At 56.8% G+C, this 21,618-nt stretch carries 21 protein-coding genes; 12 read left to right on the top strand and 9 right to left on the bottom strand.

Going from position 1 to position 21,618, the window contains the following annotated elements; all coding sequences use genetic code 11:
- Window positions 1–116: 116 nt before the first annotated feature.
- From sanA to ACOTXD_RS04720, 4 genes are all read right to left on the bottom strand, one after another.
- A complete protein-coding gene (gene sanA / locus ACOTXD_RS04705) occupies window positions 117–827 on the bottom strand; it encodes an outer membrane permeability protein SanA (protein WP_061856612.1) in 711 nt (236 codons plus the stop codon).
- 127 nt (window positions 828–954) lie between these two features.
- The gene (gene cdd / locus ACOTXD_RS04710; RefSeq protein ID WP_003859312.1) at window positions 955–1,839 is read right to left on the bottom strand and encodes a cytidine deaminase; all 885 of its coding nucleotides are present in this window, start codon (window positions 1,837–1,839) and stop codon (window positions 955–957) included.
- 128 nt (window positions 1,840–1,967) lie between these two features.
- Window positions 1,968–2,663, bottom strand: a complete 696-nt coding sequence (locus ACOTXD_RS04715; RefSeq protein ID WP_003859310.1) for a CidB/LrgB family autolysis modulator — start codon at window positions 2,661–2,663, stop codon at window positions 1,968–1,970.
- Complete coding sequence (locus ACOTXD_RS04720) at window positions 2,660–3,055, bottom strand: CidA/LrgA family protein (RefSeq protein WP_003859308.1); 396 nt, start codon at window positions 3,053–3,055, stop codon at window positions 2,660–2,662. Before ACOTXD_RS04720 ends, ACOTXD_RS04715 begins: the two co-directional genes overlap by 4 nt.
- Before the next feature lie 168 nt (window positions 3,056–3,223).
- Here ACOTXD_RS04720 and dusC point away from each other — a divergent pair, with 168 nt between their 5' ends.
- The 3 genes from dusC to ACOTXD_RS04735 all read left to right on the top strand — a co-directional run bounded on the left by dusC (window position 3,224) and on the right by ACOTXD_RS04735 (window position 6,725).
- Window positions 3,224–4,159 carry a tRNA dihydrouridine(16) synthase DusC gene (dusC, locus tag ACOTXD_RS04725; RefSeq protein WP_061856611.1) on the top strand — a complete coding sequence of 312 codons (936 nt, stop codon included), beginning with the start codon at window positions 3,224–3,226 and terminating at the stop codon, window positions 4,157–4,159.
- Window positions 4,160–4,491: 332 nt separating this feature from the next.
- Window positions 4,492–5,910 carry a multidrug resistance outer membrane protein MdtQ gene (gene mdtQ, locus ACOTXD_RS04730; RefSeq protein ID WP_061856610.1) on the top strand — a complete coding sequence of 473 codons (1,419 nt, stop codon included), beginning with the start codon at window positions 4,492–4,494 and terminating at the stop codon, window positions 5,908–5,910.
- 50 nt (window positions 5,911–5,960) lie between these two features.
- The gene (locus ACOTXD_RS04735; protein ID WP_073970473.1) at window positions 5,961–6,725 is read left to right on the top strand and encodes an SDR family oxidoreductase; all 765 of its coding nucleotides are present in this window, start codon (window positions 5,961–5,963) and stop codon (window positions 6,723–6,725) included.
- A gap of 50 nt (window positions 6,726–6,775) precedes the next feature.
- Here ACOTXD_RS04735 and ACOTXD_RS04740 read toward each other — a convergent pair whose 3' ends face one another.
- Window positions 6,776–7,348 carry a DedA family protein gene (locus tag ACOTXD_RS04740; RefSeq protein WP_023314536.1) on the bottom strand — a complete coding sequence of 191 codons (573 nt, stop codon included), beginning with the start codon at window positions 7,346–7,348 and terminating at the stop codon, window positions 6,776–6,778.
- 157 nt (window positions 7,349–7,505) lie between these two features.
- Here ACOTXD_RS04740 and ACOTXD_RS04745 point away from each other — a divergent pair, with 157 nt between their 5' ends.
- Both ACOTXD_RS04745 and pbpG read left to right on the top strand, forming a co-directional pair.
- The gene (locus tag ACOTXD_RS04745; protein WP_003859296.1) at window positions 7,506–8,093 is read left to right on the top strand and encodes a Yip1 family protein; all 588 of its coding nucleotides are present in this window, start codon (window positions 7,506–7,508) and stop codon (window positions 8,091–8,093) included.
- Window positions 8,094–8,260: 167 nt separating this feature from the next.
- Window positions 8,261–9,184, top strand: a complete 924-nt coding sequence (gene pbpG / locus ACOTXD_RS04750; protein ID WP_003859292.1) for a D-alanyl-D-alanine endopeptidase — start codon at window positions 8,261–8,263, stop codon at window positions 9,182–9,184.
- A 96-nt stretch (window positions 9,185–9,280) separates the two neighbouring features.
- On the opposite strand, the gene ACOTXD_RS04755 is transcribed toward pbpG, so the two are convergent.
- The gene (locus ACOTXD_RS04755; protein ID WP_003859289.1) at window positions 9,281–9,835 is read right to left on the bottom strand and encodes a GNAT family N-acetyltransferase; all 555 of its coding nucleotides are present in this window, start codon (window positions 9,833–9,835) and stop codon (window positions 9,281–9,283) included.
- A 102-nt stretch (window positions 9,836–9,937) separates the two neighbouring features.
- Window positions 9,938–11,695: a D-lactate dehydrogenase gene (gene dld, locus ACOTXD_RS04760; protein WP_003859288.1), complete on the bottom strand. Its 1,758-nt coding sequence runs from the start codon at window positions 11,693–11,695 to the stop codon at window positions 9,938–9,940.
- 189 nt (window positions 11,696–11,884) lie between these two features.
- On the opposite strand from dld, the gene bglX reads away from it, so the two are divergent.
- The 5 genes from bglX (at window position 11,885) to ACOTXD_RS04785 (ending at window position 18,070) form a co-directional block, all read left to right on the top strand.
- Window positions 11,885–14,182, top strand: coding sequence for a beta-glucosidase BglX (bglX, locus tag ACOTXD_RS04765; protein ID WP_061856609.1), 2,298 nt, complete (start codon window positions 11,885–11,887; stop codon window positions 14,180–14,182).
- A 136-nt stretch (window positions 14,183–14,318) separates the two neighbouring features.
- Window positions 14,319–15,236: a glycine betaine ABC transporter substrate-binding protein OsmF gene (gene osmF, locus ACOTXD_RS04770; RefSeq protein WP_003859284.1), complete on the top strand. Its 918-nt coding sequence runs from the start codon at window positions 14,319–14,321 to the stop codon at window positions 15,234–15,236.
- 12 nt (window positions 15,237–15,248) lie between these two features.
- A complete protein-coding gene (locus ACOTXD_RS04775) occupies window positions 15,249–16,406 on the top strand; it encodes an ABC transporter permease (protein ID WP_058675066.1) in 1,158 nt (385 codons plus the stop codon).
- The gene (locus ACOTXD_RS04780) at window positions 16,399–17,349 is read left to right on the top strand and encodes an ABC transporter ATP-binding protein (protein ID WP_022651508.1); all 951 of its coding nucleotides are present in this window, start codon (window positions 16,399–16,401) and stop codon (window positions 17,347–17,349) included. Before ACOTXD_RS04775 ends, ACOTXD_RS04780 begins: the two co-directional genes overlap by 8 nt.
- On the top strand, window positions 17,333–18,070 hold the full coding sequence (locus tag ACOTXD_RS04785) for an ABC transporter permease (protein ID WP_003859277.1): 738 nt from the start codon (window positions 17,333–17,335) through the stop codon (window positions 18,068–18,070). The genes ACOTXD_RS04780 and ACOTXD_RS04785 overlap by 17 nt, the downstream gene beginning before the upstream one ends.
- Here ACOTXD_RS04785 and ACOTXD_RS04790 read toward each other — a convergent pair.
- Entirely contained in the window at window positions 18,045–18,158 is a 114-nt protein-coding gene (locus ACOTXD_RS04790) for a protein YohO (RefSeq protein ID WP_022648678.1), read from the bottom strand. The genes ACOTXD_RS04785 and ACOTXD_RS04790 overlap by 26 nt on opposite strands.
- A gap of 69 nt (window positions 18,159–18,227) precedes the next feature.
- Entirely contained in the window at window positions 18,228–18,968 is a 741-nt protein-coding gene (gene mlrA, locus ACOTXD_RS04795; protein ID WP_126501132.1) for an HTH-type transcriptional regulator MlrA, read from the bottom strand.
- 218 nt (window positions 18,969–19,186) lie between these two features.
- Between mlrA and ACOTXD_RS04800 the strand changes: the two genes are divergently transcribed.
- The gene (locus ACOTXD_RS04800; protein ID WP_003859271.1) at window positions 19,187–20,872 is read left to right on the top strand and encodes a sensor histidine kinase; all 1,686 of its coding nucleotides are present in this window, start codon (window positions 19,187–19,189) and stop codon (window positions 20,870–20,872) included.
- On the top strand, window positions 20,866–21,585 hold the full coding sequence (gene btsR, locus ACOTXD_RS04805; protein ID WP_022648676.1) for a two-component system response regulator BtsR: 720 nt from the start codon (window positions 20,866–20,868) through the stop codon (window positions 21,583–21,585). Before ACOTXD_RS04800 ends, btsR begins: the two co-directional genes overlap by 7 nt.
- The last annotated feature ends 33 nt before the right edge of the window (window positions 21,586–21,618 follow it).

Raw genomic sequence — 21,618 nt, forward strand, 5'->3', positions numbered from 1 at the left:
CAATGTGTAAAATATTACTCATAGTCAGTGATAAAAACAAGTATTGCTACTTATATCACTCATTAGGTGTCTAAAAAGAGAGTAATGCGTTTTATATCACGCACTGTAGATCTGGATTACTTCTTCTGAACTTCCAGCAACTGCTCCGGCGTTACCGCCGGATAACCCTGCGCATCTTCCGGCACTTCATGCATCGTTGGGATCGGCACCAGCGGGCCTAAAAAGCGCGGTTCACGTTTGAACAGGTACAGGTCAGCCAGCGCGCCGAAACGGGCGCCAAACTCACGCACGCGCACGCTCAGCATATCTTTTGGCGATGGCACCGCATAACACTGCGCCTGAATGCCCATATGCAGGGCGATAAACAGCGCCCGCTCGCAGTGGAAACGCTGGGTAATGATGATGAAATCATTGGTGTCGAACACCTTACGGGTACGCACGATGGAATCAAGCGTGCGGAATCCGGCGTAGTCGAGCACGATATCGGCCGGGTCGACGCCTGCGGCAATCAGATCTTTGCGCATCGTCACCGGCTCGTTATAGCTTTGCAGCGCGTTATCGCCGCTCAACAGCAGATAGTTCACCTTGCCGCTGTTATAGGCGTTCAGCGCGCCCTGAATACGATACCGGTAATACTGATTTATGACGCCGGTGCGGTAATACTTGGCGGTGCCAAGCACCACGCCAACCTGACGGTAGGGGAGGTCCTGTAGGTCATCAAAAATGTAGGGGGCTGTTTTCCAGCTCATCCAGCGGTCGAGACCCAGCACGATCAACAGCAGTATGCCGACCAGGACAGACAGGCTGTAAAACACGCGCTTTAACATGCAGATGGCTCGTACCGATGATGAAATTTCCCTCAGGCTACTGTACCCGCCTGGTTAGCGCAAGAAACAGCGATTCAACTGAGGGGTTTTTCGTCAGACTGGCGGGCAACTCTGCCCGCCGAACAGATTATGCCAGCAGCACGCGGTCAATGGTTGAACAGCCCAGCGCTTTCAGCGTGGCTGCGGTCGCGTCCCACTGGATCAGCGGCGCATCGGCCTTTTCAGCCAGGATTGCGCGCTGAATATCCGGGTAGTCATACCCGTTCAGGCTAAGCAGGTTCAGGGCGCCCTGAAGCGGAGGCAGCGTCGGGTTAAACGCGGCGTTCTCTGCGTAACTGCCGGTGAAGATGCGGCCGTCGCGGCACTGAAGGGCGACGCCGCTTGGAGATTTGCTGTATGGCGTGTGGCTTTTATTGGCGGCGGCAATGGCCGCTTCGCTCAGCTCATCCCCTGAGAGCGCATAACCGTGGTCCTGCTCGTCCATCAGCAGGGTTTTGATCTCAAGATCTTTCGGGCCGAAAGCATCCGGCAGGTAATCACGCAGCGTATGCGGTGCGCGTCCCGGCAGGTTGATACGCAGTTCAAGACCGCTGTTCAGCTCATTCATAAACTGGCGGCAGTGGCCGCAAGGGGTATAGTTGACGGTGATGGCGCGCAGGGCTTTTTCGCCGCGTAGCCAGGCGTGACTGATGGCGCTCTGCTCCGCATGGACGGTTTGCTGCATGGTCGCACCGAGAAACTCCATGTTTCCGCCGAAGTACCAGGTCCCGCTCACACCGCGCGCAATTGCGCCTACGTTAAAATGGGAAAGGTCAGCGCGGGCGCAGGCAGCCGCCAGGGGCAGCAGGGCGAAAGCCAGCGCGTCTTCGTCCAGCCCCGTTGCCTGTTTAAGCGTCGTGACCTGATCTGCCGTCAGCAGGGCGGGGAAATGCGCATCCGCCAGAACCGGAGCCAGGGCTGATTGCAAATTCTCTGCAAGCTGAGAGAAAGCAGCTTGAAAACGTGGATGCATGACGTTGCCTCATCAAGGTTAATGGATCGGTAGTGTACGGAGCCGTACGGCCTTTATATGTGATCCAAATCTCATTATGTGTGCAACTTATGAAATGAAAATGAAATTTGCGCGACGCATCGCAAATTTTAGCCCATTACTGCCAGAATAATCGGGAAGATAAACGGCGCGACCAGGGAAGTGATAATCCCGCAGATCACCAGCGCCAGCGAGCTGAATGCCCCTTCCTGATAATCGAGTTCCGCGCAGCGTGCGGTGCCCAGCGCGTGCGAGGCGGTACCCATCGCCAGACCGCGTGCCGCTTTGGTACGAATTTTCATGATATTCAGCAGCGTATGACCAAACACCGCGCCCAGGATACCGACGAAAATCACGCACACGGCGCTGATGGCCGGAATGCCCCCGATGCTGCCGCCCACGGCCATGGCAATCGGCGTGGTGACGGATTTAGGCAGGATAGAGGCGGCGATCTGCGGCGATGCGCCCATCATTAAGGCCACCGAGGTGCCGGTGATCATCGCAACAAGGCTCCCCACGAAGCAGATGGTTATGATGGATTTCCAGCGCGCGCGGATCTGATGCAGTTGCTCATATAAAGGAAACGCCAGCGCCACCACGGCAGGCTGCAACAAATCGTTAAGGATCTTGCTCCCGGCGAAGTAACGCTCATAAGAAATGCCGGTGAGCAGCAGAAAAGGAATAATCACCACCATGGCGACCAGCAGCGGGTTGAGCAACGGCATTTTGAAACGCACCGCAAGCTTACGCGCAGCAAAGAACACCACCAGGGTTAACGGCAGGGACCACCAGATATTCGCCATCATTTTTTTGTTTTCTCCCCGACGACCTTACGTTCGCCATGCACAATGTGTGAACTCCAGCTGACGACCAGGAAAACCACCAGCGTACTGATGGCGCAGGAGACCACAATCGGGCCGAACTGCGCTTTAAGCACATCGTAATACTGCATAACCCCAACGCCGATAGGCACAAAAAGCAGGGCCATGTAGCGAATGAGAACGAAGCACCCTGGGTTGACCCATTTTGCGGGCAGCACCTGTAATGCCAGCAGTACAAACAGGATCAGCATGCCGATAATGCTGCCGGGTATCGTAATCGGCAGCAGCGAAGCGATAAAAATGCCGGCGTACAGGCAGGCATAAATGAGGACGAAGGCGCGAAGGTATTGCCAGATAGTATTCAGTGATTTGCTCATGGTGAAAGTCCTTGCTGAGACGTATTCATCATACAATTAAACCTGAAAATGTGCCACGGATCACATCATGAATTTTGGGCATATCAGACATTCCGGAATGGAACGCCGGGCTTTCAACATACATAGAGAGCAGCTACTATAGCGCGTCTTTTTTCACAGGTACTCAGAATGCGTGTTTTACTGGCCCCGATGGAAGGCGTGCTCGACTCTCTCGTGCGCGAGCTGCTTACCGAGGTGAACGATTACGATCTCTGCGTGACGGAGTTTCTGCGCGTGGTCGATATGTTGCTGCCAGAAAAATCATTTTATCGTCTCTGTCCGGAACTGCATCGTCAGAGCCGCACGCCGTCCGGTACGCTGGTGCGCGTCCAGCTGCTCGGCCAGTATCCTGAGTGGCTGGCTGAAAACGCCGCCCGCGCGGTAGCGCTTGGTTCGTACGGCGTCGATCTTAACTGCGGCTGTCCGTCAAAGCTGGTCAACGGCAGCGGCGGGGGGGCGACGCTACTTAAAGATCCGGAGCTGATTTATCGCGGCGCAAAGGCCATGCGTGAGGCAGTGCCATCGCATCTGCCGGTGACGGTCAAAGTCCGTCTGGGATGGGACAGCGGCGATAAGCAGTTTGAAATTGCTGACGCGGTGCAGCAGGCGGGCGCCACCGAGCTGGTGGTGCACGGGCGAACCAAAGAGGATGGTTATAAAGCCGAGCGCATTAACTGGCAGGCGATTGGCGAGATCCGCAAACGGCTTACGATTCCGGTGATTGCCAACGGCGAAATCTGGGATTACGAGAGCGCGCAGGCCTGCCTCAAAGAGACCGGCTGTAATGCCGTGATGATTGGCCGCGGTGCGCTGAACGTGCCGAACCTCAGCCGGGTGGTGAAATATAATGAACCGCGGATGCCGTGGGCGGATGTGGTGAAACTACTGCAAAAATACACGCGGCTGGAAAAGCAGGGCGATACCGGCTTGTATCACGTCGCGCGCATTAAACAGTGGCTGAGTTATTTGCGTAAAGAGTACGACGACGCGCTGGGATTATTTCAGGAGATCCGTACCCTACAGACGTCTGCGGATATTGCCCGGGTGATCCAGTCGAAGCCCTGAGTGAAGTGTGAAGAGTTTGCCCGGCGCGGAGCCGGGCAACGGAATCAGAAAATCATCTTGAATACGCCGGTTACCACCAGCAGCCCTATCAGAAATATAATCAAAATAACCCACAATAATATTTTCATTCGCCTCTCCTGCGTATGTCTGTCGAAGTAAGTGTAGCAGTCAATTCATAATTAGCATGAATACATGAAATTAACTCATTGTCTTGGGGAATAAATTTCCGGATATGAAAATGTATAACAATATGCGGATTGCCACGCGTTACTAAAAAACGGAACGTCAGTAAGCGTAAGTTGCGCCTTTATTTTTTTTGAGTTCATGGCGTAATGAAACGTTCTCTTACTTTATCTTTGAGTGCTCCTCTTGTTTTTATGCTGGCCGCCTGCGCGCCGGAACATGCCACGGTGTCACCAGTAAAAACGCAAGCCGCCGTCGCAACTGTAAATACCCAACTGCGTCATGCCGACTGGCCAAAAAGCGAATGGTGGAAAGACTTTAACGACTCCCAGCTCAACGCGCTGATCGACAAAGCGCTGGCGGATGCGCCGGATATGCAAATTGCCCGTCAGCGTATCACCCTGGCGGAAGCACAGGCGAAAGCCGCTGTCGCTGCTGAGGGTCCACAACTGGATTTTTCCGCAGATGTGGAACGGCAAAAGATGTCGGCAGAGGGGTTGATGGGGCCATTTGCACTGACCGACCCGGCAGCGGGGACCACCGGCCCCTGGTATACCAACGGCACCTTTGGTCTGACGGCGGGTTGGGATCTGGATTTTTGGGGTAAAAACCGCGCCCAAATTGAGGCCCGCATCGGTAAGGTGAATGCGCAAAAAGCGGAGCTGGAGCAGACTCGCCAGCTGCTCGCCAGCAGCGTCGCGCGGCTGTACTGGGACTGGCAGACCGAGGCCGCGGTGGGTGACGTGCTCGCGCAGATCAAACGGGAGCAGGAAAATATCATCGGTGCCGATCGGGAGCTTTATCAGCACGGCATTACCTCCTCGGTGGAAGGGGTTGAAACGGATATCAGTGCCAGCAAAACCGATGAACAGCTCGCTGACGTGCACGGCAAAATGAAGGCCATTGAGGCGCGTCTGAATGCGTTGACCAATACCCCTTCAGTCACGCTCGCACGGCATGCCTTACCTGACGCAGAGGCATCGCTGCCATCAACGCTCGGTTATGAACTGCTGGCTCGGCGCCCGGATTTGCAGGAGGCGCACTGGTATATCGAAGCATCCATGAGCGAAGTCGATGCCGCCAGAGCCGCGTTCTACCCTGACATCAATTTGATGGCGTTCTTGCAGCAGGATGCATTGCACCTGAGCGACCTGTTCCGCTCATCTGCGCAGCAAATGGGCGTAACCGCGGGGCTGACGCTGCCAATTTTTGACAGCGGTCGGTTGAATGCGAACCTGGATATCGCCCAGGCGCAAAACAACCTCTCCGTGGCGAACTACAACAAGGCCGTGGTAGATGCCGTAAACCAGGTCGCCCGGACGGCCAGCGAAGTGGAAACGCTGACCGCCAAAAATCAGCACCAGCAGCAGATCGAAAAAGATGCGGCGCGCGTCGTTGCGCTGGCGCAGGCGCGCTTCAGCGCGGGGATCATTGCCGGCTCCCGGGTGAGTGAAGCAAAAATTCCGGCGCTCAAAGAGCGTATTGCCGGGTTGATGCTGAAAGGTCAGTACGTGGATGCCACGCTCCAGCTCACCTCCGCGCTGGGTGGCGGATATCATCGCGGCTAACATTGCGCATTATCTATACTTACCTCTTTGCAGATTTTCAGGAGGTGAGTATGACGCGAGTCGCAATTGTTACCGCATCGGATTCAGGAATTGGCAAAACGACGGCCCTGATGCTGGCCGAGCGCGGGTTTGATATCGGGGTGACCTGGCACTCAGATGAGGAAGGGGCGCTGGCAACCTGCCGTGAAATTGAAGCGCGCGGGCAGCGTGCCGAGGCCATTCAACTCAACTTAAGCCATTTACCGGAAGGCGCAAAGGCCATTGAAACCCTGATTACGCGTTTCGGGCGGCTGGATGTGCTGGTTAATAATGCCGGGGCGATGAACAAAGCGCCATTTCTGGACCTGTCGTTTGACGACTGGCGGCACATATTCACCGTTGACGTGGACGGCGCGTTTCTCTGCTCGCAAATCGCGGCGCGTCAGATGGTGAAGCAGGGGGAAGGGGGGCGGATCGTGAACATCACCTCGGTGCATGAACATACGCCATTGCCGGACGCCAGCGCCTATACGGCGGCCAAACATGCGCTGGGCGGGTTAACCAAGTCGATGGCGCTGGAGTTGGTTAAACATAAGATTCTGGTGAACGCCGTCGCCCCCGGTGCGATTGCCACGCCGATGAACGATATGGACGACAGTGAAGTTAAAGAGGGATCTATGCCGTCAATTCCGCTGGCGCGCCCCGGCCACACCAAAGAAATTGCCAGCCTGGTGGCCTGGCTATGCGACAGCGACGCCAGCTATACCACCGGACAGTCGTTTATCGTCGATGGGGGTTTTATGCTGGCGAACCCGCAGTTTAAGCCAGCGGAATAAGCATTCCCTTCACCCCGGGAGAGGGCCGGGGTGAGGACCGCAGGCCGCACTCACTCTTCATCCCGGCGCTTTTCACGATGCTTCAGCCACAGCCGTACCCCAATCACCGCCACAACCACCAGGATCAACCACGCCCAGTGTTTAAGATGCTGATCGAGGTTATGCAGCCACGGGCCTATTACTTCGCCACCCGCGTAGCCAAGCGTGGTGAAAATCAACGCCCAGGCAATCGCCCCGAGAATGTTCAGCGGCAGGAAAATTTTCGGTGGTAAACGACTCGCGCCAATCAGTATCGGCCCAATGATGCGAAAACCGTACATAAAGCGGGTGCCAATCACAAACAGCCAGGGACGTCGCTGGATAAGCCGCTGAGCACGGCGAATTTTCTTTTGATGCCTGGCAAAACGTTGCAAAAGCGTCGGGCCAAAGCGCAGCCCCAGAAAATAGAGCAGCTGATCGCCAATCATACCGCCCAACGCGACGGCGGCGACCACCAGCGAGAATTTCAGCAATCCCTGGTGTGCGGCCACCCCGCCCAGCAGCGTGATAGTTTCGCCTTCCGCCACGCTGCCGATCACCAGCGCGGCGTATCCATATTGTTCAATAAGACCGTTGATATCCATTACGTAAACGTCGTCTCCCTTACTGTGCCTGCGTTAATCATATACCCCATCCATTAACCGCGCGGCAATCAACGGAAATTTCCCACTGTACATAAAATAATCTAAAGCCTGCATTATACTTAAGCTATCGCTGACGGGCCGACAACAAGGGGGCGTTATGAACCATGTCTGGGGACTTTTCTCCCATCCCGATCGTGAAATGCAGGTCATCCGTAACGAGAACGAAACGGTCGCGCATCACTATACCCACCATGTCCTGCTGATGGCAGCGGTGCCGGTGGTCTGCGCATTTATTGGTACTACGCAGATAGGCTGGAACTTTGGTGACGGCACCGTGGTTCAGCTTTCCTGGTTCACCGGACTGTACCTGGCCATTCTGTTTTATGGCCTGATGCTGGCCGGGGTGGCGGTGATGGGGCGGGTCATCCACTGGATGGCGCGCAACTATCCGCAGCGCCCGTCGCTGGCACACTGTATGGTCTTCGCCGGATACGTCGCGACCCCGCTGTTTTTAAGCGGTATTGTCGCGCTCTATCCACTGGTCTGGCTGTGCGCGCTGATCGGTACGGTTGCCCTCTTTTATACCGGTTATCTGCTGTATGTAGGGGTGCCAACCTTCCTCAATATCAATAAAGAAGAGGGCCTGAGCTTCTCCAGCTCTACGCTTGCCATCGGCGTACTGGTCCTGGAGGCGCTACTGGCCCTGACAGTTATTCTTTGGGGTTATGGATACCGTCTCTTCTAAGTTCCCTGCATTGCTGGCGTAAATGCCAGCAATGCAGCATCTGGTTATGATTCTCCGCTGGCGACAACGCACGGTGACCGCTATGATGCCGAAGCCAGCCTGTGTTTATCCGTCGACACAGGCGGTGTACGTCATAACGTGCGTGAATCATTATCAGAAGTCTCATCATGCTGAAATTTCGAGTGTCACTCCTTAGTCTTGCGCTGCTGTTGGGCGTCTCCGCTACCGCGCCAGCCATCGCCAAAACGACCGCAGTCGCCACCGCTGCTGCGCAACCCCAGATTGCGTCCGGCAGCGCGATGATCGTTGACCTGAATACCAACAAGGTGATCTACGCCAGTCATCCGGATCTGGTGCGCCCGATCGCTTCCATAACCAAAGTCATGACCGCGATGGTGGTGCTTGATGCACGACTGCCGCTGGACGAAAAGCTAAAAGTGGATATCAGCCACACGCCAGAGATGAAAGGGATCTACTCTCGCGTGCGTCTGAAAAGTGAAATCAGCCGTAAAAATATGCTGCTGTTGGCGCTGATGTCCTCAGAGAACCGCGCGGCGGCGAGCCTTGCCCACCATTATCCTGGCGGTTACGACGCGTTTATCCGCGCGATGAATGCCAAAGCCAAAGCGCTGGGGATGAAAAATACCCATTTCGTGGAGCCAACCGGTCTGTCGATCCATAACGTCTCGACGGCGCGTGATTTAACAAAGCTGCTGATCGCCAGTAAGCAATACCCGCTGATTGGTCAGCTCAGCACCACGCGTGAGGAGATGGCGACATTCTCGAACCCGGCGTATACGCTGCCGTTCCGCAACACTAACCATCTGGTGTATCGCGATAACTGGAATATTCAGTTAACCAAGACCGGATTCACCAATGCGGCAGGACACTGCCTGGTGATGCGCACCGTATTTAACGGTAAGCCAGTGGCGCTGGTGGTGATGGACGCCTTCGGCAAATATACCCACTTCGCGGATGCCAGCCGCCTGCGTACCTGGATTGAAACCGGGAAAGTGCAGCCGGTGCCGGCTTCAGCGCTGGCGTATAAAAAGCAGAAAGCGGAACAGATGGCGACGGCGCAGAACGATTAGGAAAAAGCAAAACGGTAACGCATGTTACCGTTTTTTATGTTTTCTCCCTCTCCCTGTGGGAGAGGGCCGGGGTGAGGGCACCAGACCGCACTGCGTTTATTCCGGCAGCGTCCAGTCCCCGTCGTTGAGCGGGCGCTGCATCATCACCGTGTCCCGCCAGTCGCCTTTTTTATATCCCACACTTCTGAGCTGACCCACAATTTCGAAACCGTGCTTTTTATGCAGCCGCAACGACCCGGGGTTATTTTGCCCGTCGCCGACCACGGCAATCATCTGCCGCCACGGTCCTTGTTCACAACGGGCGATCAGTGCCTGGAGTAAGGCCGAGCCAAACCCGCGGCCGGTGGTGCTGGCATCCACATAAATGGATTCTTCAAGGGTATAGCGATAAGCCTGGCGTGGACGATAAAACGTGGCGTAGCAGTAGCCGACAACAATGCCGCGATACAGCGCAACCAGCCACGGTAAACCGCTGTCGGTCACGCTCTTCATCCGCTGACGCATCTCATCGACGGTGGGGGGAACTTCCTCGAAGGACGCACGGCCATGAAGCACATGCCAGGCGTATATCGCCGAGATGGCATGCGCATCGTCAGGAAGGGCGTCGCGCACCTCGATTTCAGTTTCGGGGAAAGTTTCTACAGCCGACATGTTCTGCCCGCTCCTTGTTTGGAAAGCCAGAGAAACGTTTCTCTGGCAACAGGCAGATACTCTAGTACGTTTGAGGAGAGCTTAACAATCTCTTAAATTTGGCTATATGAGTTCATCAGAGGCTTGCGTATTGTGCTGCTCTGATTCGGCACTCTCTTTCCAGTATTTCTTCCGCGTTGTCTTACCAATGCCGGGGTTCATACTGTTTGTAGGGTCATTTTTGCGATAAAACTGTTTAAGCGTCTCCGGCGCTTTATACAGGTGTCCCACGTTGTGCTCGGCAGGATATTGCGCGCCACGCTCGTGCAGCAGCGCCAGCATCTGTTCTTTCAGCGCGTGTGCATCAACCCCTTTTTTCACGATGTAATCCTGGTGGAAGACATAGCACATAAAGTGGCCGTAATAGAGCTTATGCACCAGCTTGCTGTCGATCTCCGGCGGCAGATGTTCAAACCACTCGGTATCGTTGCGACGCAGGGCGATATCCAGCGCCAGAATATCCTCCACTTCTTCGGAATGCACCGCCTGATAACGGATAGCGGCACCCGCCGCGGCGAAACGATGCAGGAAGGCTTTGCTGCCTTCTTCCGGCGTGCAGGCAAAGAAATCCCCGTCGGCGGTTTTGAAGAATTCGGTGAGCCAGCTCTGCGCTTCGTCAATTCCGTCCCCGGCCATTTTCAGCAGCAGATGGTGCTCATACTTGTCGCGCCAGGTCTTCATCCGCTCCGGTAAATGCGCCGGGAAGACGTTGCCCAGCTTCTGCATAAAGCGGTCGGTGAAGTGCGGCTTGAAGAGCGACACTTTCTCCAGCATCGCATCGGTGCGGCCCTTCATGGTGAAGAAGAACGGCATTTTGTCGGTGCCGAGCTTGTCGATCATCAGGAAGGTATCTTTGCCGTAGCGCTCGGCGATGTCGTAAATGTCCCGGTGCATATACTCGCCCGCCACCGGCAGGTGAGTGAACTCGGCCAGAATATGACGGCGGATCTCCGTCAGCACCTCCGGCTGATTGGTGCCGATGTAAAACACCTGCTGCTTTTTCTCTGCCGGGAAGGTATCGAGGCGCACCGCAAAAACGGCCAGCTTGCCCGCGCAGCCGGAGGATTCAAACAGGCGATCCGGATCGGCGTTATAGCGCGCCGGTGTATCGGCATTGATATCGCGCACGCGGGTGATGTAATCGTGGTCATGCGCGTGACGGCCATCGTGCTGAACGTCTTCGTCCTTCACGCGGTCATCGTCAAGTTTGCTGAGGATCTGCTCTGGCGTTACGCCCAGATCGATCCCCAAATGGTTAACCAGCGTCAGCTTGCCGTTTTCATCGATACGGGCAAACAGCGACATCTCCGTGTAGGCCGGGCCACGCTGCACCAGCGAGCCGCCGGAGTTATTGCAGATCCCGCCGATCACCGAGGCACCAATGCACGACGAGCCGATCACCGAGTGCGGTTCGCGACCCAGCGGCTTAAGCGCCTTTTCCAGCGAGTAGAGCGTGGTGCCGGGGAAGGCGAGTACCTGTTCGCCCTTGTCCAGCAGGTGCAGTTTGTCGAGGCGCAGGGTGCTGATAATCACGATGTCACGATCGTAATCGTTGCCGTTCGGCGTGGAGCCTTCAGTCAGGCCGGTGTTAGCAGCCTGCATTAAAATAATCTTGTCTGCCGCAACGCAGGCGCTGAGCACGCGCCACAGTTCGAGCAACGTACCGGGGAAGACCACCGCCAGTGCCTCGCCCTGACCGGAGCGGAAGCCCTTGCGGTAGCGGGCGGTTTTAGCCGGGTCGGTAAGCAGGTGAGAGTGACCAACCAGGCGCGACAGTTCGTTAATAAATGTAGTGTTATCGTCAGTTCGAACAGAAGACATCTTCCACTCCTTGTGGTGGGGCAAATTTCTCGCTGTAAAGCATAGCGCGATTAGCCGTTGAGCGGTCGGGTATTCATGAGAAAAATCAGAGAATAACCCTGCAAGGTTTTCAGGCTTTGTGGCACACTGCGCTTTTCGCACGGTCTGGCCGGGTGCTTCCCGCGGTTATTGATGAGAGAGAATAACAACATGAAATGGCTATGTTCTGTAGGTGTCGCCGTCAGCCTGGCGCTGCAACCTGCGCTGGCAGAGGATTTGTTTGGTAATCACCCGCTCACGCCCGAAGCCCGCGACGCCTTTGTCACGGATTTACTCAAAAAAATGACGGTCGATGAGAAAATCGGCCAGCTGCGCCTGATCAGCGTCGGCCCGGATAACCCGAAAGAAGCCATTCGCGAGATGATCAAAGACGGGCAGGTAGGAGCCATTTTTAACACCGTTACCCGCCAGGATATCCGCAAGATGCAGGATCAGGTGATGGAGCTGAGCCGCCTGAAAATCCCACTGTTCTTCGCTTATGACGTGGTGCACGGCCAGCGTACCGTCTTCCCGATCAGCCTCGGCTTAGCCTCCTCCTTTAACCTCGATGCGGTGAAAACCGTCGGGCGCGTATCGGCATATGAAGCCGCAGACGACGGCCTGAACATGACCTGGGCGCCGATGGTTGACGTCTCCCGCGACCCGCGCTGGGGCCGCGCTTCGGAGGGCTTTGGAGAAGACACCTATTTAACCGCCACGATGGGCAAAACCATGGTGGAAGCGATGCAGGGCAAAAGTCCGGCAGATCGTTACTCGGTGATGACCAGCGTCAAGCACTTCGCCGCCTACGGCGCGGTGGAGGGCGGTAAAGAGTACAACACCGTCGACATGAGCCCGCAGCGCCTGTTTAACGACTACATGCCGCCATACAAGGCAGGGCTGGACGCGGGCAGCGGGGCGGTGATGGTAGCGCTGAACTCTCTCAACGGCACGCCTGCCACCTCCGATTCGTGGCTGCTGAAAGACGTGTTGCGCGACCAGTGGGGCTTCAAGGGCATCACCGTTTCTGACCACGGCGCGATTAAAGAGCTGATCAAACACGGCACGGCGTCTGACCCGGAAGATGCGGTACGCGTGGCGCTCAAGTCCGGCATCAACATGAGCATGAGCGACGAGTACTACAGCAAATACCTGCCGGGGCTGGTGAAGAGCGGCAAGGTGACGATGGCGGAGCTGGACGATGCCGCTCGCCACGTGCTGAACGTGAAATATGACATGGGGCTGTTTAACGATCCTTACAGCCATCTGGGGCCGAAGGATTCAGACCCGGCGGACACCAACGCCGAAAGCCGTCTGCACCGTAAAGAAGCCCGGGAAGTAGCTCGCGAAAGCCTGGTGCTGCTGAAAAACCGTCTCGACACGCTGCCGCTGAAAAAATCCGGCACCATTGCCGTGGTCGGTCCGCTGGCCAACAGCAAGCGCGACGTCATGGGCAGCTGGTCCGCCGCAGGCGTGGCGGATCAGTCCGTTACGGTGCTGACCGGCATTAAGAGCGCCGTGGGTGATAACGCAAAAGTGGTTTACGCCAAAGGTGCGAACGTCACCGACGATAAAGACATCGTGACCTTCCTCAACCAGTATGAGGAAGCGGTGAAGGTGGATGCGCGCACGCCGAAAGAGATGCTCGACGAAGCGGTTAAAGCCGCGAAGCAGTCCGACGTGGTGGTCGCCGTGGTGGGTGAAGCGCAGGGGATGGCGCACGAAGCCTCCAGCCGTACCGATATTACCATTCCGCAGAGCCAGCGCGATCTGATCGCGGCCCTGAAAGCCACCGGCAAGCCGCTGGTGCTGGTGCTGATGAACGGGCGCCCGCTGGCGCTGGTGAAAGAAGATCAGCAGGCTGACGCCATTCTGGAAACCTGGTTCGCCGGTACCGAAGGCGGTAACGCCATTGCCGACGTGCTGTTTGGCGATTACAACCCGTCCGGCAAGCTGCCGATGTCCTTCCCGCGCTCCGTCGGGCAGATCCCGGTTTACTACAGCCACCTGAACACTGGTCGTCCGTATAACGCCGACAAGCCGAACAAGTACACGTCCCGTTACTTCGACGAAGCTAACGGCCCGCTCTATCCGTTTGGCTATGGCCTGAGTTACACCACCTTCAAGGTGTCTGACGTAAAAATGTCGGCGCCGACCCTGAAGCGTGACGGCAAAGTGACCGCCAGCGTAGAGGTGACCAACAGCGGCAAACGCGAAGGCGCGACGGTGATCCAGATGTACGTTCAGGACGTCACGGCCTCCATGAGCCGTCCGGTGAAACAGCTGCGCGGCTTCGAAAAGGTCAACCTGAAACCGGGCGAAACCAGAACGGTCAGCTTCCCGATTGACGTAAATGCGCTGAAGTTCTGGAATCAGCAGATGAAATACGATGCTGAGCCTGGCAAATTCAACGTCTTCATCGGCGTGGATTCCGCCCGCGTGAACAAAGCCGAGTTCGAACTGCAATAATCTTACCTTTCTCCCTATCCCCCGCCTGGCGGGGGATGCCTCTCATCTTGTACGAAAAACGGTTAAATTCACTGTTTTAAGCTACGCTTTTCTCTCAAGCCTATGAAAAAGGCCACAAAATAATGAGGAAAGCAGAATGACGATGATTAAGGGGATAACAGGGTCGGCGGTGCTTCTGGCGGCGCTGAGCCTGCCGTTACAGGCCGCAGAGCCGGTTAAGGTGGGTTCCAAAATTGATACCGAGGGCGCGTTGCTCGGTAATATCATTTTGCAGGTACTCGAAAGTCACGGCGTGAAAACGGTCAATAAAGTACAGCTTGGCACCACGCCTGTCGTGCGCGGTGCCATCACTTCCGGCGAGCTGGATATCTACCCGGAATACACCGGCAACGGGGCATTCTTCTTCAAGGATGAAAACGATCCGGCCTGGAAAAATGCCAAAGCCGGGTACGAAAAAGTCAAAAAGCTGGACGCAGAAAAAAATAAGCTGGTCTGGCTAACGCCGGCACCGGCCAACAACACCTGGACCATCGCGGTGCGCAAAGATATCGCCGAGAAAGGCAAGCTCACCTCGCTTGACGATCTCAGCCGCTACCTGAAAGAGAAGGGCGAGTTTAAGCTCGCGGCCTCGGCAGAGTTTATCGAGCGCGCTGATGCCCTGCCAGCGTTTGAAAAAGCCTATGATTTCAAGCTCGATCAGGCACAGCTGCTCTCTCTGGCAGGCGGCGACACGGCAGTGACCATTAAGGCGGCGGCGCAGCAAACCTCCGGCGTCAACGCGGCGATGGCCTACGGCACAGACGGCCCGGTCGCGGCGCTTGGCCTGCAAACCCTGACCGACCCGAAAGGCGTTCAGCCTATTTACGCCCCAACCCCGGTCGTGCGCGAGGCGGTGCTGAAAGCCTACCCGGATATTGCGGAATGGCTCAAACCGGTATTTGAAAAACTGGATGCGAAAACGCTGCAACAGCTGAATGCCAGCATTGCCGTTGAGGGGCTGGATGCCAAAAAAGTGGCTGCCGACTTCCTGAAACAACAAGGGCTTGTGAAGTAACGGGATAAGGCTGTGCCAATAAAATGCCATAACCGCGTCCTGCTGCTGTTGGCCTGTGTGGCCATCGTGGCGGTCGCGTTACCTTTTGTGAATGTCGCGCCAAACCGTCTGGTGTCGGGCGAACCGCGCGCGCTCTGGCAGATCTGGGCATTTACGCCGCTGCTGCTGGGCGCGGCGCTGGCGAGTACTGTTGCTTTAGCCTTCTGGCCGGGGCGAACCGCCCTGTGGCTGACGTTTTTGCTCAGCGAAGCGCTGTTTATCGTACTGTTCTGGAGCGCGGGACAGGCGGCAACGCAGATGGCCGCGGTTGAAAGCCCGCTGGCGCGCACGTCGGTTGGTAGCGGGCTGTGGCTGTGGCTGGCACTTTGTCTGCTGGTCTGTAGCGATGCCATTCGCCGTCTGACGCCGCAACCCGTCTGGCGCTGGCTGCTGAACGCGCAATTCTGGGTTATCCCTCTGCTGATCCTCTTCAGCGGCGATCTGAATCAGCTCTCGCTGTTAAAAGAGTACGTCAACCGCCAGGAGGTATTTGACAACGCGCTGGCGCAACATCTGACGATCCTGTTCGGGACGCTGATCCCGGCGCTGCTGCTGGGCGTGCCGCTGGGCATGTGGTGCTACCGACATACCAGCCGCCAAGGCGCCGTCTTTACCGTGCTCAACGTTATTCAGACCATCCCCTCCGTCGCCCTGTTTGGCCTGCTGATTGCCCCCCTCGCCGGTCTGGTGAAATCCTTCCCTGCGTTGGCCGCGGCAGGCATTGCCGGAACCGGGCTGACGCCAGCGCTGATTGCCCTTGTGCTGTATGCGCTGCTGCCGCTGGTGCGCGGCGTGGTGGCGGGGTTAAGCCAGGTTCCGCCCGACGTGCTGGAAAGCGCCCATGCGATGGGGATGAGCGCGCGCCAGTGTTTCTGGAAAATACAGCTGCCGCTTGCGCTTCCGCTGCTGGTTCGCAGCCTGCGGGTGGTGACAGTGCAAACCGTGGGGATGGCGGTGATTGCCGCGCTGATCGGGGCGGGCGGCTTTGGGGCACTGGTCTTCCAGGGGCTGCTCAGTAGCGCGCTGGATCTGGTGTTGCTGGGCGTCGTGCCCACAATTGTGCTGGCGGTCGTACTGGATGCCCTGTTTGCCCTGTGGCTCGCGCTGCTCAGGAGAAGAGCCAATGATTGAATTTCATGATGTGAGTAAAACCTTTGCGGGCCGTCCGGCGGCAAGCCACCTTAATCTGCATTTTGCCGAGGGGGCGTTCTCGGTATTGATCGGGACATCGGGGTCGGGAAAATCCACGACGCTGAAGATGATCAATCGGCTGGTGGAACACGACAGCGGGACGATTCGCTTTGCCGGAGAGGAGATCCGCAGCCTGCCGGTGCTGGAGCTGCGGCGGCGTATGGGCTACGCCATTCAGTCCATCGGCCTGTTTCCCCACTGGACGGTGGCGCAGAACATTGCCACCGTGCCACAGCTGGAAAAATGGTCCCGGGGGAAGATCAATGAGCGTGTCGACGAACTGATGGCGCTGCTGGGCCTGGACGCGTCGCTTCGTAACCGCTATCCGCACCAGCTTTCCGGCGGACAGCAGCAGCGGGTCGGGGTGGCGCGCGCGCTGGCCGCTAACCCGCAGGTACTGCTGATGGATGAGCCCTTCGGCGCACTGGATCCGGTCACCCGCGGCGCACTTCAGGCCGAGATGAGCCGCATCCACCGTATTCTCGGGCGCACCATCGTGCTGGTGACGCATGATATCGACGAAGCACTGCGGCTGGCCGATCGTCTGGTACTGATGGATCACGGCGAAGTCGTCCAGCAGGGTACGCCGCTTGAGCTGTTAACGTCGCCGGCAAACGATTTTGTGCGTGAATTCTTTGGCCGCAGCGAGCTGGGCGTCAGGCTGCTCTCGCTGCGCACCGTCAGGGACTATCTGCGTCCGCAGGATGCGCAAATCGGTGGTGAACCGCTGCACGATGGGATGAGCCTGCGCGATGCCCTGTCGGCGTTTGTCGCCCGGCAGTGTGAGGTGTTACCCGTTGCGGACGGGCAGGGGACGCCATGCGGGACGATCCATTTTCGCGATCTGCTGGCGGGGGAGGTGACGCGTGAAGTGGGTCCGTGATCCGTTACTCTGGCTGACAGGGCTATTTATCGCCTTACTCTACCTGATGCCGCACAGCGCGGCGCTGTTTAATGCGCTTATTCCCGGGCTGCCACGTCCGGTATACCAGCAGGAGAGCTTTGTTAATCTCACCCTGGCGCACTTCTGGCTGGTGGCGGTGTCAAGCGTGATTGCTATCGTGCTGGGCACAGGCGCCGGTATTGCGGTGACGCGGCCTGCGGGCAGGGAGTTCCGTCCGCTGGTGGAGACCATCGCCGCAACGGGGCAGACCTTCCCGCCGGTGGCCGTGCTGGCGATTGCCGTGCCGGCGATCGGTTTTGGGCAGGAGCCTGCCATCATTGCGCTGATTTTGTACGGCGTGTTGCCCATTCTGCAAGGGACGCTGGCAGGGATTGCGGCGGTGCCTGCATCGGTGCTGAGCGTAGCGGAAGGAATGGGGATGAGCGCCTGGCAGCGGCTGGTGAAGGTCGAACTGCCGCTGGCCGCACCGGTGATTATCGCTGGCGTGCGAACGTCCGTGATAATCAACATTGGTACGGCAACCATCGCCTCGACGGTCGGAGCCAATACGCTGGGAACGCCGATCATTATCGGGTTAAGCGGGTTTAATACGGCTTACATTATTCAGGGGGCGATTCTGGTTGCGCTGGCGGCAATTGTGGTGGATCGCCTGTTTGAACGCCTGGCCGGATACCTCAGCCAACACCGCCGCGAACAATAAATGAATAACCTGCAAGCATAACGCCACCGATACCGCTGACAGCCATCAGTGCAAAAAGAGTAATTACGGCCAGTTTCGTTGCCTTCATCATGTGCTCCTGTTGTTAACGGAACAATTATACGGTGAAGCGCAGCTGTTAATGAACCATTAAATGCCGTTACGACGCATTTGGACCCAGTGAGTAAACGGGATAACCATGTTCGCGCCACTCCGTAAGGAGCTGCTGCTGGGAAGCGGAGGGGACTTCGCCGCACCAGACCAGCAGCGTCTGTCCCTCAAACAGTTCCGGCCTGAGCTGGGCCAGGGAGTGGGCAAGCACGTCAACGCGCCAGCCCTGCTGGGTGGCAATCCAGGCTTCGAGCCACAGCCGGGTGGTATCGTGTACGTTCCAGCCGATCACCAGTGCATCTTTGCTGTTTTTATTCCGCGCTGAGGCAAGACAGACGGAAATATAGTTAATCAGCACGCCATCAAGCATGCTGAGCAGCGTCTGTAAGGTGGTTTGCTGACACTGAAGCCGACGCCGTAGGGGAATAAAAAGATGAGTGATCAGGGTTTGCGCCGGGTAGTCTCGACCCTGTTCTTTGATCCAGCCGCGCAGACGCTGCAAATTGCCACTCTGCAACAGCCTCAGCAGCGTTTCCTGCTGCTCGCGCCAGAGATGCTGCGTATCTGGATCGTCCTGGCTCAGAAGCGATTTTACCTTGCCGACCTGTACGCCGTTGTCGATCCAGCTTTTGATCTCGCGGATCCGGTCAATATCCGCATCGTTAAACAGGCGGTGCCCGCCGTCCGTTCTTTGCGGCTTAAGCAATCCATACCGTCGCTGCCACGCCCGTAGCGTAACGGGATTGATATCACACAGGAGTGCCACTTCACCTATTGTGTAAAGCGCCATTTTCGCCCCCAGGCTTGCGCGTCCCCAGCTTAACTGTAGACCCACTTTGCGGAACCAGGAAGATTTGATTCTTTTTTGTACAAATTATACGAAAGAAAGGTTATCTCCGGCAAAAGGTGTGATGACGGACACGATTTATCGCTTTTTTGGCACGTTTCAAAGAAAGTTAACCGCTATCAGTGTATGTTACGCGTTTTTAGAATGTGCGGTTTGTGAGTATGTACGAGTTTAATCTGGTGCTGCTGTTGCTTCAGCAGATGTGCGTGTTCCTTGTCATCGCCTGGTTGATGAGCAAAACGCGCCTGTTTATCCCGCTGATGCAGGTCACCGTCCGTCTGCCGCACAAATTCCTCTGCTACGTCGTATTTTCCATATTCTGCATTATGGGGACCTGGTTTGGTCTCCATATCGAAGATTCCATCGCCAATACGCGCGCCATCGGCGCAGTAATGGGCGGGCTGCTCGGAGGCCCGGTTGTCGGCGGTCTGGTGGGGTTAACCGGCGGCCTGCACCGCTATTCGATGGGCGGTATGACGGCGCTGAGCTGCATGATTTCCACCATCGTCGAAGGGCTGCTCGGTGGTCTCGTCCACAGCTATATGATTAAGCGCGGTCGTCCGGATAAAGTGTTCAGTCCCCTTACCGCCGGGGCGATCACCTTCGTGGCGGAAATGGCGCAGATGGCGATCATCCTGCTGATCGCGCGCCCGTTTGACGATGCGTTACATCTGGTCAGCAGCATTGCCGCACCGATGATGGTCACCAATACCGTAGGTGCGGCGCTGTTTATGCGCATTCTGCTCGACAAACGCGCCATGTTCGAAAAATACACCTCGGCATTTTCTGCCACCGCCTTAAAAGTTGCGGCGTCGACGGAAGGGATCCTGCGGCAGGGATTCAACGAGGAGAACAGCATGAAGGTGGCGCAGGTGCTGTATAAAGAACTGGATATCGGGGCCGTGGCGATTACCGATCGCGAAAAGCTGCTGGCGTTTACCGGCACCGGCGACGACCACCATCTGCCGGGCAAACCGATCTCATCGGCCTATACCCTGCGCGCTATTGAAACGGGTGAAGTGGTGTATGCCGACGGAAATGAAGTGCCGTACCGCTGTTCCCTGCATCCGCAGTGCAAACTCGGCTCTACGCTGGTCATTCCCCTGCGGGGCGAAAATCAGCGCGTTATGGGCACCATTAAGCTTTACGAAGCCAAAAACCGCCTGTTCAGCTCCATCAACCGCACGCTGGGGGAGGGGATCGCCCAGCTGCTTTCGGCGCAAATCCTGGCGGGGCAGTATGAACGGCAAAAAGCGCTGCTGACGCAGTCAGAAATTAAGCTCCTGCACGCTCAGGTGAATCCGCATTTCCTGTTTAACGCGCTTAACACGCTGAAGGCAGTGATCCGCCGCGACAGCGATCAGGCCGCGCAGCTGGTGCAATTTCTGTCGACCTTTTTCCGCAAAAATTTGAAGCGTCCCTCGGAGATCGTCACCCTCGCGGACGAGATTGAGCATGTAAATGCCTATCTGCAAATTGAAAAAGCGCGCTTCCAGTCACGTTTACAGGTGTCGTTATCCGTCCCGGATGAGCTGGCGTATCAGCATCTTCCGGCCTTTACCCTGCAACCGATTGTAGAGAACGCCATTAAGCATGGGACCTCGCAGCTGCTGGGTACCGGAGAAATCATGATTTCCGCGTCCCGTTTTAACCACCATCTGGTGCTGGATATTGAAGACAACGCGGGGCTGTATGAAGCTTCCGCGTCAGGCGGTCTGGGCATGAGCCTGGTGGATAAACGCCTGCGCGCGCATTTTGGTGACGACTGCGGTATCACCGTCGCCTGTGAGCCAGACCGCTATACCCGAATTACCTTACGATTGCCGCTGGAGGAGAACGCATGTTAAGAGTGCTGATTGTTGATGATGAGCCGTTAGCACGGGAAAACCTGCGTGTCCTGTTGCAGGAGCAGAGTGATATCGAGGTTGTGGGGGAATGTGCCAATGCCATTGAAGGCATCGGTGCGGTGCATAAACTGCGCCCTGACGTGTTGTTCCTCGATATTCAGATGCCGCGCATCAGCGGGCTGGAGATGGTCGGCATGCTCGACCCGGAGCACCGTCCCTATATCGTCTTTCTGACGGCCTTTGATGAGTACGCGGTAAAGGCGTTTGAAGAGCACGCGTTTGATTATCTGCTGAAACCGATTGAAGAGAAACGGCTTGAAAAGACCCTGACCCGTCTGCGCCAGGAGCGTACCGCGCAGGACGTGACGCTGCTGCCGGAGCATCAGCAGCCCCTGAAGTTTATCCCCTGTACCGGGCACAGCCGGATTTACCTTCTGCAAATGGACGACGTTGCTTTTGTTAGCAGCCGTCTGAGCGGGGTATACGTCACCAGCGCCGAAGGCAACGAAGGCTTTACCGAGCTGACCCTGCGCACGCTGGAGAGCCGCACGCCGCTGATCCGCTGCCATCGTCAGTATCTGGTGAACATGGCGCACCTGAAGGAGATCCGCCTGGAAGATAACGGCCAGGCCGAGCTGGTGTTACGTGCCGGGCAAACCGTTCCCGTCAGTCGTCGCTACCTGAAAAGTTTGAAAGAGGCGATAGGGCTGTAAAACTGGTACACTGCGCGCCATTGCATCATCGAC

The sequence above is a fragment of the Enterobacter cloacae complex sp. CDL013 genome (genome assembly GCF_049238805.1).
GTDB classification, from domain to species: Bacteria; Pseudomonadota; Gammaproteobacteria; order Enterobacterales; family Enterobacteriaceae; genus Enterobacter; species Enterobacter hormaechei_C.